Below are 16,122 nucleotides of genomic sequence, written 5' to 3' on the forward strand. Positions count from 1 at the left end.
GTGCCTAATGAATAAACAAATTATCCGCTATACGCTTGGCAATATCCTTATGATTCTTGCGGGCTTAATGATATTACCTCTAATTGTCAGTCTGATTTATCAAGAAAGCTGGGTCAATATTGCTAGTTTTCTTGGTACGGCTTTAGTCACATTCGCGATTGGTTTTTTCTTATCGCGCACCAAACTCCATCGTCGTAATTTCTATGCAACGGAGGGCTTTACGATTGTCTCACTTTCTTGGATTGCGATTTCATTTTTTAGCGCGATTCCTTTTGTGGTCAGCCAGCAGATTCCATCCTTTGTCGATGCCTTTTTTGAAATGTCGAGTGGTTTTACTACAACGGGTGCCAGCATTTTAAATGATGTCGAGGCGCTCTCGCATTCGATGTTATTCTGGCGTAGTTTTACTCATTTTGTTGGTGGGATGGGCGTCTTGGTCTTTGCCTTGGCGATTTTACCTAAAGCTGAATCGGCCTCTGTTCATATTATGAAGGCTGAAATGACTGGGCCAACCTTTGGCAAGCTCGTTTCAAAATTGTCTTCTACGGCCCGCATTTTGTATGTGATTTATTTCGTCTTTATGATGATAACGCTGGGCTTACTTTGGCTAGCTGGTGTGCCTTTCTTTGACTCGATGTTGTTGGCTTTTGGGACAGCCGGTACCGGTGGTTTCGGGGTTTTAAATGGCAGTGTCGCACCTTATGATAGTTTTACCGTTGAAATGATTTTAAGTATCGGCATGATTGTCTTCAGTATTAATTTCAATTTATTTTATCTGGCCTTCATTGGTCACGCTAAACGCGCCCTTAAAAGTGAAGAACTCCGCTGGTTTCTGGCAATCATTGCCGGCAGTGTGTTCTTGATTGCGCTGAATTTAATTTCGACGTCTTATGGTGTCACCAGCGCCTTTCGCGATAGCTTCTTTACGGTTGCTTCCATTATTTCGACAACGGGTTATTCAACCGCCCTCTTTGATCATTGGCCTTTATTCTCGCAACTGATGTTAATTCTGTTGATGTTTGTCGGAGGTATGGCTGGCTCAACGGCTGGTGGTTTGAAAGTCTCTCGGATTATGTTACTGATTAAAGCGGCTTGGGCGGAAATTAAACAGACTATTCGCCCAAACCGAGTGGTAACCATTGAATATGAAGGCCGCCGAATTGATGCTAAATTGGTCAATACAGTGTTGAGTTACTTCGTGGTCTATGTGCTGATTTTTGTCGTGGCTGTTTTAGTCGTCAGTTTAGAAACACCAAATCTGCTGTCCTCTTTTAGTGCTGTCGCAGCTACCTTTAATAATATTGGGCCTGGGCTTGGCATCGTCGGTCCGTCACAAAACTTTGCGCATTTTAGCCCCCTAGTCAAAATAGTCCTCTCATTTATCATGATCATGGGCCGTCTAGAAATATTCCCTATGATAATTTTATTTGCACCAAACACTTGGTTGAAACGCTTTTAATTGATGGGCCGTTGGCTGTCCTTGCGTTTCTCCACTAATTCATCAGATAAGATCACGCTTGCTTTGTTGGAAGCTTTGGTCAGAAAAAAACATAGTGAGTGCTCTTTCAAAAGGAAGGAGTCTCACTATGTTTTTGTTTAGATTTTTGTGAAGCGTCTGCAGGCCTGCTGGATTTACCCCGCCACTACCTTTTCAAGAAGTTGCTTGAAAGAACGGGCTTATTCTGACTCATTTAAGTTTAGAGTCATGGCGTTAAAGGCCACGATGACGGTTGAGGCGGACATCAAAATTGCGCCAACAGCAGGTGCCAACGTAAGGCCAATGGGGGCTAAGATCCCAGCAGCTATTGGAATTGCCAAGAAATTGTAGCCTGCTCCCCAAGCCAAGTTTTGCTTCATTTTTCGGTCGGTATTAATAGAGAGTTCGACAAAGGCTTCAATATCACCTGGATCCGACTGCGTTAAGATGACATCGGCAGAATCAAGAGCAACTTGAGTACCGGCACCTACCGCAACACCCACATCTGCCAGAGCGAGTGACGGCGCATCATTGACACCATCGCCGACCATAATCACTGTTTGACCTGCATTTTTATAGCTTTCAATCAGCGCGTATTTATCCTGAGGTGACATCGAGGCCCGGTAGTCGACCTCCAAGAGATCCGCAACAGCTTTGGCGGCTGATTCATTGTCGCCCGTTGCAATCATCGGTTGGATACCTTGAGCTTTCAGGAAATCTATCAAGGCTTTACTGGTCGCTTTGAGTTCATCTCCTAGGGCAACTGTTCCAATCGCTTGGCCGTTTTCCGTTAGAATACTCAAGGTAGCACCTGTAGGCACTTGGACGTCAAGCGGTTGCCCGTAGGCTTTTTGACTAAGCAGTTGATAGTCTTTGCCATTCAGTTGACCGCTAACCCCTTTACCAGCGAGGACTTCAACTTGTTCGAAATGACTGGCTTGAATCGAGGCCGCTTCAGCATGTGTGATAATCGACTGGGCAATTGGATGACTCGACCCCGCTTCAAGGCCAGCCAATAAGGCAATGAATTCTTCCTCCGTATAATCTGTTCCAAAGACTTGAGTGTCGAGCACTTTAAATTCGCCCGTTGTTAAGGTGCCAGTTTTATCTAAGACAATGTGCGTGGCTTTACTGGTTAATTCATAGACTTCACGATTTTTGACTAAAAGACCTCGTTGCGCCCCAAGACTTGTACTTCGTGAAACGACCAATGGGATGGCCAAACCTAACGCATGCGGACAGGCAATGATTAAGGTGGCAACCGCAAAGGATACGGCACTTTCTAGACCTTCTAGATTAAACCAGATGATAAAAGCAAGCAAGGCTGCCCCTAAGGCAATCCAAAACAACCAACTCGCCACCCGATTGGCTAAATCTTCTGCTCGCGAGGGGTGACTCTGGGCTTGACTGACAAGGGCTTGCACTTGAGATATAAATGAGCTTTCGCCGACTTCTTGCGTTTCAATATAGAGTACACCTTGACCATTTGTTGACCCACCAATGGCTTGATCACCCACGGCTTTTTCAACTGGGACGGCCTCGCCCGTTAGGAGCGCTTCATTGATCCGCGATTCCCCACGGACAATCACGCCATCGGCCGGAATGTTCTCACCGGCTTGCACACGCACGACTTCACCAATGGTTAACGCTGACAATGCTTTCGTTTCAATCGACTCATCCTCTTTCACCACATGAACTTCTTTAGGCAAAAGGGCTGCTAAGGCAGCTTGGGCGTCCCCCGCATCACCTAAAGCTTCCATTTCGATCCAATGACCGAGCAACATGATTAACACTAATGAGGCGAATTCAAAGAAGAAATCCATCATTGGCCGATCCAAAAGATAGGTCGAAATGACCGCATACATACTGTAGAGATAGGACACGCCTAAACCTAATGACACTAAGGCCATCATGCTCGGCGCTTTACTTTTAATTTCTTGCCAGCCACCTTGGAAGAAGGGTTTTCCTCCATAAACTAAGAGAATGGTTGATAAAATCGCAACCACGATATCTGAATAGGTAAAATGAATTAAACCTGTCTCTGTTAAACCAAAGAATGGCGATAACAGTAAGATAGGAACCCCTAAGAAAAGTGAGCGAATAAAAATCGTTTTGAAATCCCCGTGATGATGGTGAGCGTGATGATCATGACCGCCGTGACCATGGTCGTGGTCGTGCCCGCTGTGGCCGCTATGATCATGGCCGCCGTGACTGTGAGTGTGATCGCTGTGCCCATCGTGACCGCTATGTTCATGAGCCCCATGCGAGTGATGGTCATGTGAGTGATGCGCGTGGTGATGGTGTTCATGCTCGCCGTGGTCATGCCCATTATGGCCGTCATGCCCACCGTGCTGCGTTTTAGTCTGCTGTGTATGTTGTTTATCCATGAGAACTCCTCCTATATGTCGTTTAAGTTTACATCTGTAACCCAACTCATTAATTATAGTTTACACTCGTAACCTGAGTAAGTCAACTAATCTTCCTTAAGCCACACTTTTTCGCCACAATCCGCCAGACAAACTCCCTCAAGCCCCCGCCGACACCTCGCCGCAGGCACACAAATAGGTTCGCCTCCTAACAAGACGAACCCACTATACTTCACTAACCTAATTAAATTTATTCGTGTGCGTCTTCTTCATGCGCTTCATGGTGCTCAGCATGTTCGACTTCAAATAAATGTGTAAATGTTACATAGTTTTCGACAAATTCACGGCCTGCTGCCACATCATTGGAATCGTAATCTTTAGTGGCCATCACTTTTTCAAACACTTCTTCAGCATGGGCGCGGTTGTCTTCCGTGATTAAGCCCGCTTCTTCTAAGGGAGCTAAACTCCCGGCTTCAATACTCGCATCGGCCGCCGCAACCTCTTTGGCAATCGGCTCATGGCTAATGCCCGTATAAGGTGCCCCTTCACCCGCACGGTGGATTCTCACCAAGTTTTCCAATAAATACCGTTCGGCTAAATGACTCGCGTCCTCGCTCTCGGACGCGTCCATCACGCTGGTTGATAAGTTGAAGACTTCTAATAATTCCGCTTCATCCTCTTCGAGCACCCAATTAGCAATATAGTTGAAGTTGTCTTCCTCTAAGGCTAAAGTCAAGGCCGCCGCAACCGGTCCGTCTGGCGTGTCACAGTGAGCTTGAGCGCTCGTTGGAAATAACAAACCAACCCCCAGCGTCAACACAGTACTTGCCGCAAACAATGTCTTTTTCGTTAATTTCATTTTTCTTAGCTCCTTTTGTTTTGATAAGCCAAGTATAGCCCCTAAAAAAAATGAATAACTTGACCCCAATCATTACCCTGGCAAAATAGGACAAATAACTTTACGGCCTAAAAAAAGAAAGCAAATTAGCTTGAACGATTAAAAAGGAGTAGAATTAAGTCAATAGATAAAGGAGGCGGAAGAATGATTCAAAATGAACAAGCCGTTGAATTGTTACAAGATATTATCCGTATACGCACAGAAAATGATCACGAAACAGAAGTCGCCAACTATTTACAAGTTTTGTTGACAGAACATGGCATCGACTCTGAATTAATCGAATTGGAGCCTGGCCGCTCAAACTTAGTGGCTGAGATTCAATGCGGTAGCTCTGAAAAAACCTTAGGTATTTCCGGCCACATGGATGTTGTCAAAGCAGGCAATCATGACTTATGGCGACACGCACCTTATGCCGCCGAAATTGTGGCTGGCAAATTATATGGCCGTGGCAGCACGGATATGAAAGGTGGCCTGATGGCCTTAGTCATTGCGATGATTCACGCGAAAGAAAAGCAACAATTTAATGGTCGCATTCGTCTACTTGCGACCGTCGGTGAAGAAACTGGTGAACCAGGCGCACGCCAACTGAGTGATTTAGGCTACGCCGATGACTTGAATGGTCTTCTAGTGGCAGAACCATTTAATAACCGTATTCTTTATATGCATGGTGGCTCATACAATTACAAGATTAAATCTTATGGCCTTTCAGCTCATTCTTCGACCCCACAAAAGGGTCAGAATGCGATTCAACATTTACGGGATTTCATGCTTGTGATTCAAGAAAAACTTGACCAAGTCATCGCGCAATATGAAAACGCCAAACTCGGTCGCACCATTCATAGCATTACGTTGATTGACGGCGGCGTTCAATTAAATTCCATCCCTGAATACGCTGAGTATCAAGCGAACGCCCGCACGATTCCTGAATTCGATAATGATCAATTAACGCACTTACTACAAACTACCGTCGACGAGATGAATGCCCTAGATAAAGGCTACCACTTCGAATTTGAACTCTTGGCCGATATGCCGACCGTCGTTTCGGATCCAAACTCTGACTTAATTCAAGTCATTCATCAAGTCTCTCATCAAGACAACATTGAGTTATTAGCCTTACCTGGCACTACTGATACGGCACAATTCCAAAGAAACAATCCAAACATGGATGTGGCTATTTACGGGCCGGGTGATGTCAATATTGCTCACCAAATTGATGAATATATTGAAGTGGATGATTATTTAGCTTTCATCCCAACCTTTGTGAGTATCATGGAAACTTATCTAAGTTAAGCTACATCAACTGACGCCGCCTCGATTGAGGCGGCGTTGGTTGTTTTTGTAACCTTGTGAGTCCTATTTTTACCATGGGTTAAAAGATTTTTATGAGGTTGAGGAGCCCGAGGAGGAAGATTAAGTAAAAGATGTAGCGTTTGAAGTTGTCCATCGGAATGCGGGCATAGAGCTGGTTGCCGATTAAAATCGCGAGTAAGACGGCTGGAATCGAGGCCAGGTATAGGATGGCGAGTGAGGTCGTGTAGAAGCCTCCGATAATGTGGCTGAGGATAACTAGGGCGCTTGAGACGAAAAAGTGCGCCTGGACGTTGCTGGAGTATTGTTTAGGTGTCCAGTCGCGCCCGGCTGCATATAAGACGACCGGAATGCCATTCATGTTATAGGCGCTGCCGAGCATGCCCGCGGCAAAGCCAAAGGGATAGGAGGCGTGCGGGTGGGCAAATTTCTTTTGCAAGGCGACTTGTCTGGCGCGTGAGCCGGTCAGGGAAAAAATCGAATAGGCCACTAATAGGATGCCTAGCAGGAAACTAATCCATTCTTCGCTGGCAAAGCGCACGAGTAACAGGCCGCAAGGGATGCCGACTAGGGTAGCGAGGGATAATTTTTTTAAGATAACGGTATCCTTGTCTTGCCAACTTGAGACGGCGTAAAAAAGGCCGAGGTCAAGCCAGTCAGGCCAATCAGGGCGACCGAGGTTGAAAACGGTATGGGTAAAAGGGCTAATAAGGGCATGCTGATGACGGAGTCACCGAAGCCGAAGATTGAGCGCATGAGCGAGCCGAGAAAAACGGCCACCATGACTTGGATGATAAGTGTAATTTCCAATCTATCTCTCCTAAATTTCTTGCTGGTCATGAGTAGTCTAAACATACCACGAAGGCTGTTGGCATGCAATCAAGACGCCTGTCTAGCGGTGAATTACTTGTCATAAATACATCGGCATGGTAAATTCAAGCTGTATCAATCTTTCGGTTGTTGTCACTTGGTTTGTTAGTGTTAGAATTAACAAAAGGAGGCTTTTCATGCATACACAAAGACTTGTCATTGCCATGGCTGCGCTCGTGGGTTTGTTTGCTTGCACATTGCCCTGGCTCAAGGTCTTGAATCAAGGAATCCCTGGGATTGAAGGCGATGGTTTGTTTTCGGTAATCGCTTTTGTCGTGATTTTAGTGTTGGTGTTTATTGCCAACAAAAGGCAGCTATTAAGCACTGGCTTGAAACGGACGGTGCTTATCTTTGGACTGCTTGCGACCAGTTTCCCAATGTTCGTCTTCTTCAATTTCCAAAGCACTTTGTCCGATACGAAAGCTAGTTTAGCAGATAATCCCTTTGGCTCCTTGGCCATGTCAGCTGCTTCTGTCGCCCCTGGTTTATATTTAACCGCCCTGATGGGTCTGGCGATTGCCTTTCTGGCGGTCAAATCCGATTTATTTGACCGCTCCGCCTAGGCTTTGTTGTACTTTGGGTGCCTTATCGAGATATTGCCTATTAAAAATGATGCTAGTTGGAGTGTATCCAATGCGTCTAAATTCGTTTCGTGTTAGTATATAGATAAGAAACTATTGGAGGATGATTTTATGGATCAAGTATTAGTTGAGATTTGCTTGCGTGTCAGAGATATTGAGGCGACGTTAGACTTTTATACGAAGCTATTCGATTTTGAAGTGGCGAGTCGTCGTGAGTTCCCTGAGGATAAATTTGATTTAATTTATTTAAATTCCCCGGGTTCTTCTGTACAGATTGAATTAACTTACAATTATGACGCCGAGCCTTACACCATCGGCGACGGCTTTAGTCACCTGGGTGTGACAGTCAGCGATTTGGAGAAAATGCATGGCATCTGTAAGGATTCCGCTTATGAAACAGGCGAATTAAGAGGCCTTTCAGGTGGGACACCGTCTTATTTCTTCGTGACGGACCCAGATGGCTACCGTATCGAAGTCAAGCGCGCTAAATAATTCAAACTAAAAGGTAGGCCGGTTGAGTTCGCTCAACTTGCCTACCTTTTTTGCTTACTTCCAGATTTTTAGATATTTTTTCTGATATTTAACGTCGTCCACCGTTTCAATCAGCTCCAAAGCAAGATCTTTAATCCCCTCACTAGCAAAATAGTCATATAGATTTCTCATGTTTTGAATGATATCGTTGCGTATCAACGTATAGTTTTTTTCGTTCTCGCAGACTTTAAAACGGTCGCTTAAATACGTCAGCAACATATCTTTTTGTTCGCTCCCAGCTATCCCAATTTTCCATAAAGCTTGCAGTGTATGTCTAGCGGTCACAAACTTTTCATCATAAGTCACCTGCCATATTTTCGGAAAATCCGCCAGCATTCGCTTGTCTGGGTCGCTTTTAGCCAGCCCAGCCAAATATTGACTAGCACGCGATCTTTGATGATTATCCTTGTGACTCAAGTCTTCTATTAGCTGGTCCCACACTTCATACGCCCAAGATACTTCTTGATCCGTTGCTGCGATAATCGTCTGATAAGATTGATACCGTTCGTCCTTATCCCCCGTTTTTGATTGTTCAAATGCCAGTTCCATTGCTTGATCCATCTTGCACCCCTCATTATCTTCGCTTGCTTCTATTGTATCATATATTCACTGCTTACTTGTTGGTTGCCGGCTATGTTGCAAGCGCGGAACGCTGGGTGTGAGGCCTACTGGTTATCGATGGCATAAATAAAGGCCGACCGGCCTTTGGGCCTATTATGATAGTGGGTTTTGTCTTTTATAAAAGACTCTCCAGATTGGGAACTTGTGGTAGAGCTGCACCGTCGCGGTACCAGTCATACAAGCCTTGAGGCCATTTGACATATGCCATCACATCCTCGGACATCTCGCTAACGATTTCGTCCTTTCGTTGATGCGTGAGTTTGTGTGTGAATTCAGGATCCAACAGGGCTGCTCGGCCAATTGCCACGATATCTGCGAGCGCCAATGCGTTTTCGACATCTGCTTGTGTAAAGACGTTACTTACTGTAATCAGCGGGGTTTCGTTACCGATAGCTTTTTTATAAAGCTCGACATAAGACCCGTCAAGGCCTTCTGGACCCATATCAAATTTATCAAAGTTCGAAATATGAATATAATCCAGTCCATATCGCTCTAATTTCTTCACTAATTCTGCTGATTCCTTGTAGTCATAGCCAATAGTTATCCCATGAATTTCTTCTGGTGAGATTCTATAGCCCACAATAAAGTTATTTTCGAAATGTTGGACTACTTGTTTAACTTCTTCCACAACCGCCAATGGAAAATTCATGCGTTTGTCAAAGCTACCACCCCAATTATCGGTGCGATGATTTGAGTAGTTAGAAAAAAATTGTTGAATGAGGTAATGATTGGCGCCGTGAATTTCGACTCCATCAAATCCTGCCTCGTACGCTCGTCGAGTGGCTTCACCAAAGGCTTTGATTGTCGCTTTAATTTGTTCATCGGTCATTTCTGTTACAGGATAGTCTAAAAAGTCAAAATCCAGAACGCGTTTGTTGGATTGAAAACACTTCTCTCTTGGATTTCTATTTTTGATGTACTGATTTTTTGCATCATCAATAGTTTGTCCTGTCAGTTGGTTTTTTAGTTCCAAAGCAACCATGGGAATGCCATTGATTGACAACACCATGTCCAAAGTATAGTTTCGGTCACTTTCATAAGAAAACTGTCTGATGACTTCCATTCGATTTGCTTCGTACATTCTTATTGTTTCTGTATTTAGTGTTGACTCTGGTTTGAATGCAATCAGCTTGTGTACCCACCCTTATTTAGCAAATAGTGTTCAATATCAGTAAACCCCATTGATTCATTAATTGTCCAGAAGTAGGCATCATTTAAATTCATATCATCCATCAAATTAAATATCTCATCATAAAAGAAAAGGATCTTACTAATTTATCCATAGAAAACGCCACAATCTTTAGATGTATCATCTGAAGGAAGGGCTATAAAACATCGAGATTGACAACGTTTTTTTTATGAGCTATGATATCATCTAAGCAAAGGGGAATCACTAGAGTGATTGAGACTGGATGTATGCCGGGACTCTTATTACCTGATCACGTTAGTACGTGCGGAGGGATTGCAGACTTAAGAAGACTTAAGCCTCCTTTGTGTATCAAAGGGGGTATTTTTATGCAAAAAAATTCGTTAACTGTTTATATAGAGGCTGGGGTGATTGCGACTTTGGCCTTTATTATCTCACTGTTTCCTATCGAAGGAACAGGCTTCGATATCGCTTTGGGCTCGATTCCCATTACATTGTTTTGTTTACGTCGAGGGTGGAAAGCAGGGATATTTACTGGGCTTTTATGGGGCCTACTGACGATTATTCTAGGCGGAGCTTCAATTATCCACCCTATACAAGTGGTGCTAGATTATCCAGTAGCTTTTGCTTTTAATGGGCTAGCAGGAATTGTGGCTCCGGCACTTCAACAGGCAACCGCTTCGGGAAATCAGAAGAAAGCAACTTATTATATCTTTTTGAGTACTTTTATCGGGACTCTAGCTCGTTACTTCTGGCACTTTATTACTGGGGTTTATTATTGGGGCCGGTTTGCTCCAGAAGGTTGGTCTGTTGGCTTTTATTCCTTTGTATTTAATGGAGGATCTGTCATTATCACAACAGTAATTGCTGGTCTAGTTTTATTGCTTCTGTACCGGCAAGCTCGGCATTTATTTGTCGGTGAATTGGCATGATAATAAATGCCCATGATCACCTCAGTCATTATCCATCGCTGGAGAAGGCATTGGCGGACTTTGAAGTCTTAAACATGACAACTTTAGCGGTTAGTGAGTCTGTGTCTGACTATCAATCCATTCCAGACCATCCACTCATCTTAAAGGGATTCGGAATTCATCCTTGGAAGGTGACGCCAACTACATCTTTAGACAATATTGAACCTTATATTCAGGATTGTGATTTCATCGGTGAAATTGGTTTAGACTTCCACTGGGCAGAAGATACAACGGCTTACCCGCGTCAATTGGAAGTTTTTGAATATTTTCTAGCGGAGGCAAAAAAGCACCAAAAAATTTGCAATATCCACACAAAAGGAGCTGAAAAAGAAGTACTTGCCTTGCTACAAAAGCACCAATTACATGGTCAAATTATCCACTGGTATAGTGGGCCTTTGGACTTGGTGACTGATTATTTGGAGCTAGGCTGTTTCTTTACGATTTCTGTCGATGCAGGGCATTCAACCTTGACCGATCAGCTGATTAATCTTATTCCAACACAGCAGTTATTATTTGAAACCGATGGCCCTACTGCCCTAGAGTGGGTCAATGGTACGCCTTCTTGGCCTGATGAAATCTTACGAATTCAAGCCTATGTGGCTCAATTGAAAAGTTGTTCATTGACTGAGTTGGAAGTGGGTGGGCATTTATTGATGGAACAACTCAAATAAATAACTTTACTCTTCGAATTTGTCCACATCCGATATTTCAATCACATTTAGCTTAGGCTGTTTAACAGCGTCGGAGCGTATCAATTTAGTCAAGCTTCGGCTGAAATTTTTGGAGTTATGTCGAGGTAAGAAGCTAATTGCTTTTTGTGGAAGGAAATTCTGTGAAGAATCCATGTGATTGAATAAAGGTCTAATTAAGATTAAAAAACACTAAAAAAGTCACCAGTACTCATTAGCATTTTAATGAGAGCTGGTGGCTTTTGGTGTTATTCAAGAAAATGAACAAATGCTTTTATCTTAATGTCGTCATTACTTCGTTTAAAATAAAGCAAACAGACCTAGAAACTCAACACATCACACTATAAAAACGTTATAATCTAAATATATATGTAAGCGAATACATCAATTGGAGTAAAGGAGTCTAAAAATGAAGTAAATCATGCGTAAATCAAAAGTAAGCTGGATAATCGTTAGCCTTGGAGCGGCCATGATAGCTTTAAGCGTCCCAACAGCAAATGCTGAAGAAATAGTAAACTCGGCAGGGAATAATGCAACAATTGAAGCAACAGTGAAGCCAGAAACGAATATTGCTGAAGAATTAGAGAAAGCAACAGAGACTTTGAGTGAAGAATCCTTCACAGAAGCAATGACCGATACATCAAGCGAGGCCTCACCAACCAACTTATTATCAGACACTCTATCAGATAACTTAAGCAAGCCAATTCAAGCTTTTGATGAGACGGTTGACGACACACTAATAGAAGGCACAGATAATGTAGAAACGGAAGTAGCACAAGAGATCCCAAGCAAGAAAGCAACTTCAGAAGCGGATTCTCAATTAGAAGCAAAATCAGAATCGGTAACACAAGAAGTAGCTCCATTAAAAGTGCGTACAATGACTACCACAGCTGAAGCTGCTGCCAAGACGCACACCGTTAAATCAGGAGAATATCTATACCTGATTGCTGGGCGATACGGGATTACGGTTGCTTAACTCAAGCAATGGAACAATTTAACTTCCAACTATATTTATTCAGGCGACCAACTAAAAGTATCAGCCGGTCCAGTGGCTACAAAACCTAGTGACCCAAATACAAGTCAACCAACAGAAAACGAGAACACGGAGACAACAACCAATTCCTATTACACGGTACGTCCGGGAGATTATCTCTGGAAAATTGTAAATCAATACGGCATTACAGTAGCGCAATTAAAAACTTGGAATATCCTAACGTCGAACTACATTTACTCAGGCGATCGCTTTATTGTATCGAAAACGAGTACGACACCGTCATCGACACAGCCTGAGCAACCAGTCGAAACAAAACCCGAGACACCGTCGCCTAATCCATCCACTCCAGCACCGAAAACAACTTATTACACCGTGAAGTCTGGAGACTATTTATGGAAAATTGCAACTCAACACGGGATTACAGTGAATCAATTAAAATCTTGGAACCAGTTAACTAGCAATTATATTTACGCAGGTGATAAATTAGCCGTAACAGATCCAGCTCAAGTAACCACTCCAGTAAAGCCAGAACCTGAAAAACCAGAGCAACCTGAACAACCAGTTAAGCCTGAACCTGAACAACCAGTAAAGCCAGAACCTGAAAAAACTGTTAAGCCTGAAGAGCCCAAAGAGCGAACTGAACCAACTAAGCCCGAAGAGCCAGAAAAACCTGTTGAACCCACAAAGCCAGCAGCCAAATATCACACGGTTAAATCAGGTGAATACTTATGGTTAATTGCTAATCAGAACAATATCACAGTCAATCAATTAAAATCATGGAATAATTTGACTTCAAATTATATTTATTCTGGTGATCGTTTAATTGTCACGGATCCAACTAAAACGGTCCCAACGTCGCCAACAAATCCAACTGATCCTAATTTACCAGAAGGGACGTTAACGGGAACTCATATGGCAGTTCAAGCAGTATTAAACCAATATAAAAATTCGCCAATTCATGTCTTCTATGAAAGTTTAGTCGAAGATGACTTGAGAACGGCGTCTTTAAACGGTGATACAGCCATGTACGGGGCCTCTATACCGAAAATTGTTCTAGTTGCTTATACTCTGGAGCAAGTTGAAAAGGGCAATCTATCTTGGGATATGCCCTTGAAGTATACATCAAGTATTTATAATTATACGGAGTCATACGCTTGGGGCGGTAGTGGAACGATTCAATATGAGAACTATCAGAATAAAACGTATACCTTGCGGGATGTCTTGAATCGTACGATTGTCAATTCAGATAACTTAGGTAGTAACATGTTACTGCATTATGTAGGTTACCGTGATAAAGCTGATTTCAACCGCTTTACGAAAGAAGTATATGGTGCGCCAAGCTATACACGTAATATGACACCACGCAAAATCAATAAAGTGATGGCCTATATTTATGAACATCCACAACAACAGGCGATGCTGTCTCTAGATAGTACAGATTATGATAAAACGAAGCTAGACACAGTAGCAGCCAATGTCTTCCAGAAAATTGGGGCTTGGTGGCCGTATTATAACCACTCAACAGCCATTGTTGAAAGCTCGCGCCCATACATACTGACGGTCCTATCAGATTACTGGTCAGATAGTTCTATTGCAACCCTCGCCAAGAAAATCTTTACAGCAGTGATGAGTTAAAGTAAGAAACATCCCCATGCCAAAATAGGATTTTAAATAAATACCTCATTGTCAAATAAGGTTGAAGAAGAATATTATCAAGATCAAGCGACTATACTGGTTGCTTGATCTTTTTTTCTTGGGTTCAGATTCTTATAAGCAACTTGCGAGTAAGATACGATCTCTAAAATGACTGTAATTACGATAATCATTTACAAACAATAACCCCCAAATATTGGCATTAAAGCAACTAAAGCAGAGCTCATAGATTTTCCTATAACACTCTAATTTATTTTTAGATTGATGAACTTGTCTCGAATTCCCATCTACTGGCTCATAAACTTTGAATACGACTATCTAATGACCCCCGAACCCCCGATGATTTTAGAGGATAGAGAGGCATTAAGTAGGCATCTTATCTACCCATATAGATCATCATTTATGATAACTATGTGCGTACCAATCGTAACTGCGGTTTATTAATCGCTACATTAGTGATACCTATATCATAACAGAAATTGTAAAATCGGCACTAGCTACAGTAACATAAGAAAAAGAACAAGATCCATCCATCGAATCTTGTTCTTAATTCTAGCTAAGTGACTTATATGTTGGGACGAGTTCTGTTACTTCTTTTCGGTCTAACTCCACATTAGAGTCGTTATTTAATGTATTCAGATTACAATTTCAAGTGGCGTGGCTACAGAAAAAGAGCCAACAGCATTTCCAGCTGTTGACTCTTTTTTCATTTGTTCATTTAACTTAGCTATTACAGCATCATCGAACTTCATATAAATTTTATAATTGGACTTAGAATCTTTATCAACGGTTATCTTATCAACAAAAGTCCTTAAAATAGCTTTTTTAGCTGCTTTAGAGTCTGAATCTTCAAGCAGCTGAGTAACTAATCCCATAACTTTTTTAGCATCACTTAGTTTAATGCTATAGCCCTCTGTATGTAAAATTTGCACTAGCTCTTGTGTACGTTTTCTATTATTTACACACTCCATCTCAAGCTGATGGATTCTATCGTTTAAGTCAACCCTCAACTCTGGTGAAACTTTAATTAAATCTTCCCACTTTTCGAGTTTTTTCTGTGTCTCCACTAGATCAGCACCAAGTTGCTGTAGTTCTCTTTCCCATGGTTTTCTCTGTGTCTGTATTTGTTTATTTAACTCACTTACAACGTTACTTAGTATCTCTGGTACCTGTATCACCTCACTGAGTCTCTCCAAAACAAAAGGTTCAGCCTTGTCAGCACGTATGGAGTTTGCATGACATACACTTGATCCTTGCTGACGGAATTTTCCACAAGAATAGTAATGTATCCTTTTCTTCGTTCCATCTTTTAATGTGTTTGTTGTGTTAGATGCATTCATAGCCGCCTCGCATTCTGGGCATTTCAGTAAGCCAGTTAGTAAATTTTCCCCTCTGTGGTTCCACTTAGGTTGTTTACTTTCTAGTTTAAGTCGATCTTGTACCTTTTGAAAAAACTCTTTATCTATGATAGGCTCATGTGGTCCATCAACAAGAATGTAGTTAGGATTATAACCCTTTCGTCGTTTTAATTCCCAATCTACGTGTCGATTATAACGTATCTTTCCTGAATAAGTAGGATTGTAAAGAATGTCTTTAACTGCCGTAATGCTAAACGGATTACCTTTAATCGTTCTGTAGCCCATTTTGTTTAAACTGTTAGCTATAGCACGATACCCGTCCCCGCCCAAGTACTTCTGAAATATAAGTTTAACTACTTTAGCTTCCTTTGGTTCAATGACAAGTATTTTCCTTTCGAGGATCCAGATTACCTCACATTTTTACGCGAAAGAATGGCTGGCCGGCTTGAATTTATTGTGAATTACAATAAAACACATCCAACTGAACTTCTTCCTAATGAAATTATTGAAGCCTTTCAAACCATTACAACTGGTCTTGCATAGTTTGGCCAACCTATCCTCTCACCCTTATTTCTAATGAACTAAATCCTGGTCATCCTAAATCAACCCCAAAAACAGAACCCCCTCACTCTAGTAAAAAGTGAGGGGGTTCTGTTTG

General features: G+C 42.4%; 15 protein-coding genes and 1 riboswitch. Of the genes, 8 read left to right on the forward strand and 7 right to left on the reverse strand.

What is annotated here, in order from left to right; all coding sequences use genetic code 11:
- Positions 1 to 7: 7 nt before the first annotated feature.
- Complete coding sequence (locus ACTQ45_RS11090) at positions 8 to 1,459, forward strand: TrkH family potassium uptake protein (protein WP_441763740.1); 1,452 nt, start codon at positions 8 to 10, stop codon at positions 1,457 to 1,459.
- A gap of 218 nt (positions 1,460 to 1,677) precedes the next feature.
- On the opposite strand, the gene ACTQ45_RS11095 is transcribed toward ACTQ45_RS11090, so the two are convergent.
- Positions 1,678 to 3,864 carry a copper-translocating P-type ATPase gene (locus ACTQ45_RS11095; protein ID WP_441763741.1) on the reverse strand — a complete coding sequence of 729 codons (2,187 nt, stop codon included), beginning with the start codon at positions 3,862 to 3,864 and terminating at the stop codon, positions 1,678 to 1,680.
- A 229-nt stretch (positions 3,865 to 4,093) separates the two neighbouring features.
- On the reverse strand, positions 4,094 to 4,702 hold the full coding sequence (locus ACTQ45_RS11100) for a DUF6448 family protein (RefSeq protein ID WP_441763742.1): 609 nt from the start codon (positions 4,700 to 4,702) through the stop codon (positions 4,094 to 4,096).
- Between the two features lie 183 nt (positions 4,703 to 4,885).
- Here ACTQ45_RS11100 and ACTQ45_RS11105 point away from each other — a divergent pair, with 183 nt between their 5' ends.
- On the forward strand, positions 4,886 to 6,031 hold the full coding sequence (locus tag ACTQ45_RS11105; protein WP_441763743.1) for an ArgE/DapE family deacylase: 1,146 nt from the start codon (positions 4,886 to 4,888) through the stop codon (positions 6,029 to 6,031).
- Positions 6,032 to 6,110: 79 nt separating this feature from the next.
- Here the strand turns inward: ACTQ45_RS11105 and ACTQ45_RS11110 are convergent, their stop codons facing one another.
- On the reverse strand, positions 6,111 to 6,647 hold the full coding sequence (locus ACTQ45_RS11110) for a TSUP family transporter (RefSeq protein ID WP_441763761.1): 537 nt from the start codon (positions 6,645 to 6,647) through the stop codon (positions 6,111 to 6,113).
- Entirely contained in the window at positions 6,641 to 6,859 is a 219-nt protein-coding gene (locus tag ACTQ45_RS11115; protein ID WP_441763744.1) for a hypothetical protein, read from the reverse strand. Before ACTQ45_RS11115 ends, ACTQ45_RS11110 begins: the two co-directional genes overlap by 7 nt.
- Positions 6,860 to 7,056: 197 nt before the next feature.
- Between ACTQ45_RS11115 and ACTQ45_RS11120 the strand changes: the two genes are divergently transcribed.
- Both ACTQ45_RS11120 and gloA read left to right on the forward strand, forming a co-directional pair.
- On the forward strand, positions 7,057 to 7,482 hold the full coding sequence (locus ACTQ45_RS11120) for a hypothetical protein (protein WP_441763745.1): 426 nt from the start codon (positions 7,057 to 7,059) through the stop codon (positions 7,480 to 7,482).
- A gap of 129 nt (positions 7,483 to 7,611) precedes the next feature.
- A complete protein-coding gene (gene gloA / locus ACTQ45_RS11125) occupies positions 7,612 to 7,992 on the forward strand; it encodes a lactoylglutathione lyase (RefSeq protein ID WP_441763746.1) in 381 nt (126 codons plus the stop codon).
- Between the two features lie 54 nt (positions 7,993 to 8,046).
- On the opposite strand, the gene ACTQ45_RS11130 is transcribed toward gloA, so the two are convergent.
- Positions 8,047 to 8,592: a hypothetical protein gene (locus ACTQ45_RS11130; protein ID WP_441763747.1), complete on the reverse strand. Its 546-nt coding sequence runs from the start codon at positions 8,590 to 8,592 to the stop codon at positions 8,047 to 8,049.
- Positions 8,593 to 8,767: 175 nt separating this feature from the next.
- Complete coding sequence (locus ACTQ45_RS11135) at positions 8,768 to 9,733, reverse strand: oxidoreductase (protein ID WP_441763748.1); 966 nt, start codon at positions 9,731 to 9,733, stop codon at positions 8,768 to 8,770.
- A gap of 292 nt (positions 9,734 to 10,025) precedes the next feature.
- A riboswitch (TPP riboswitch) is annotated at positions 10,026 to 10,131 on the forward strand.
- A gap of 36 nt (positions 10,132 to 10,167) precedes the next feature.
- Here ACTQ45_RS11135 and thiT point away from each other — a divergent pair.
- From thiT to ACTQ45_RS11155, 4 genes are all read left to right on the forward strand, one after another.
- Positions 10,168 to 10,731, forward strand: a complete 564-nt coding sequence (gene thiT / locus ACTQ45_RS11140) for an energy-coupled thiamine transporter ThiT (RefSeq protein WP_441763749.1) — start codon at positions 10,168 to 10,170, stop codon at positions 10,729 to 10,731.
- Complete coding sequence (locus ACTQ45_RS11145) at positions 10,728 to 11,441, forward strand: TatD family hydrolase (RefSeq protein ID WP_153832341.1); 714 nt, start codon at positions 10,728 to 10,730, stop codon at positions 11,439 to 11,441. The genes thiT and ACTQ45_RS11145 overlap by 4 nt, the downstream gene beginning before the upstream one ends.
- Before the next feature lie 439 nt (positions 11,442 to 11,880).
- The gene (locus ACTQ45_RS11150; RefSeq protein WP_441751230.1) at positions 11,881 to 12,435 is read left to right on the forward strand and encodes a LysM peptidoglycan-binding domain-containing protein; all 555 of its coding nucleotides are present in this window, start codon (positions 11,881 to 11,883) and stop codon (positions 12,433 to 12,435) included.
- A 72-nt stretch (positions 12,436 to 12,507) separates the two neighbouring features.
- On the forward strand, positions 12,508 to 14,088 hold the full coding sequence (locus tag ACTQ45_RS11155; RefSeq protein ID WP_441763750.1) for a LysM peptidoglycan-binding domain-containing protein: 1,581 nt from the start codon (positions 12,508 to 12,510) through the stop codon (positions 14,086 to 14,088).
- A gap of 653 nt (positions 14,089 to 14,741) precedes the next feature.
- On the opposite strand, the gene ACTQ45_RS11160 is transcribed toward ACTQ45_RS11155, so the two are convergent.
- On the reverse strand, positions 14,742 to 15,872 hold the full coding sequence (locus ACTQ45_RS11160; protein WP_441763762.1) for a recombinase family protein: 1,131 nt from the start codon (positions 15,870 to 15,872) through the stop codon (positions 14,742 to 14,744).
- Positions 15,873 to 16,122: the final 250 nt, after the last annotated feature.

The organism is Fundicoccus sp. Sow4_D5 (genome assembly GCF_052116365.1).
GTDB lineage: Bacteria > Bacillota > Bacilli > Lactobacillales > Aerococcaceae > Fundicoccus.

Bases quoted from the DNA above. Each gene is read 5' to 3' on its own strand.
- ACTQ45_RS11090 (WP_441763740.1), top strand. From the start codon at position 8: ATGAATAAACAAATTATCCGCTATACGCTTGGCAATATCCTTATGATT.
- ACTQ45_RS11095 (WP_441763741.1), bottom strand. From the start codon at position 3,864: ATGGATAAACAACATACACAGCAGACTAAAACGCAGCACGGTGGGCAT.
- ACTQ45_RS11100 (WP_441763742.1), bottom strand. From the start codon at position 4,702: ATGAAATTAACGAAAAAGACATTGTTTGCGGCAAGTACTGTGTTGACG.
- ACTQ45_RS11105 (WP_441763743.1), top strand. From the start codon at position 4,886: ATGATTCAAAATGAACAAGCCGTTGAATTGTTACAAGATATTATCCGT.
- ACTQ45_RS11120 (WP_441763745.1), top strand. From the start codon at position 7,057: ATGCATACACAAAGACTTGTCATTGCCATGGCTGCGCTCGTGGGTTTG.
- gloA (WP_441763746.1), top strand. From the start codon at position 7,612: ATGGATCAAGTATTAGTTGAGATTTGCTTGCGTGTCAGAGATATTGAG.
- ACTQ45_RS11130 (WP_441763747.1), bottom strand. From the start codon at position 8,592: ATGGATCAAGCAATGGAACTGGCATTTGAACAATCAAAAACGGGGGAT.
- ACTQ45_RS11135 (WP_441763748.1), bottom strand. From the start codon at position 9,733: ATGTACGAAGCAAATCGAATGGAAGTCATCAGACAGTTTTCTTATGAA.
- thiT (WP_441763749.1), top strand. From the start codon at position 10,168: ATGCAAAAAAATTCGTTAACTGTTTATATAGAGGCTGGGGTGATTGCG.
- ACTQ45_RS11145 (WP_153832341.1), top strand. From the start codon at position 10,728: ATGATAATAAATGCCCATGATCACCTCAGTCATTATCCATCGCTGGAG.
- ACTQ45_RS11150 (WP_441751230.1), top strand. From the start codon at position 11,881: ATGCGTAAATCAAAAGTAAGCTGGATAATCGTTAGCCTTGGAGCGGCC.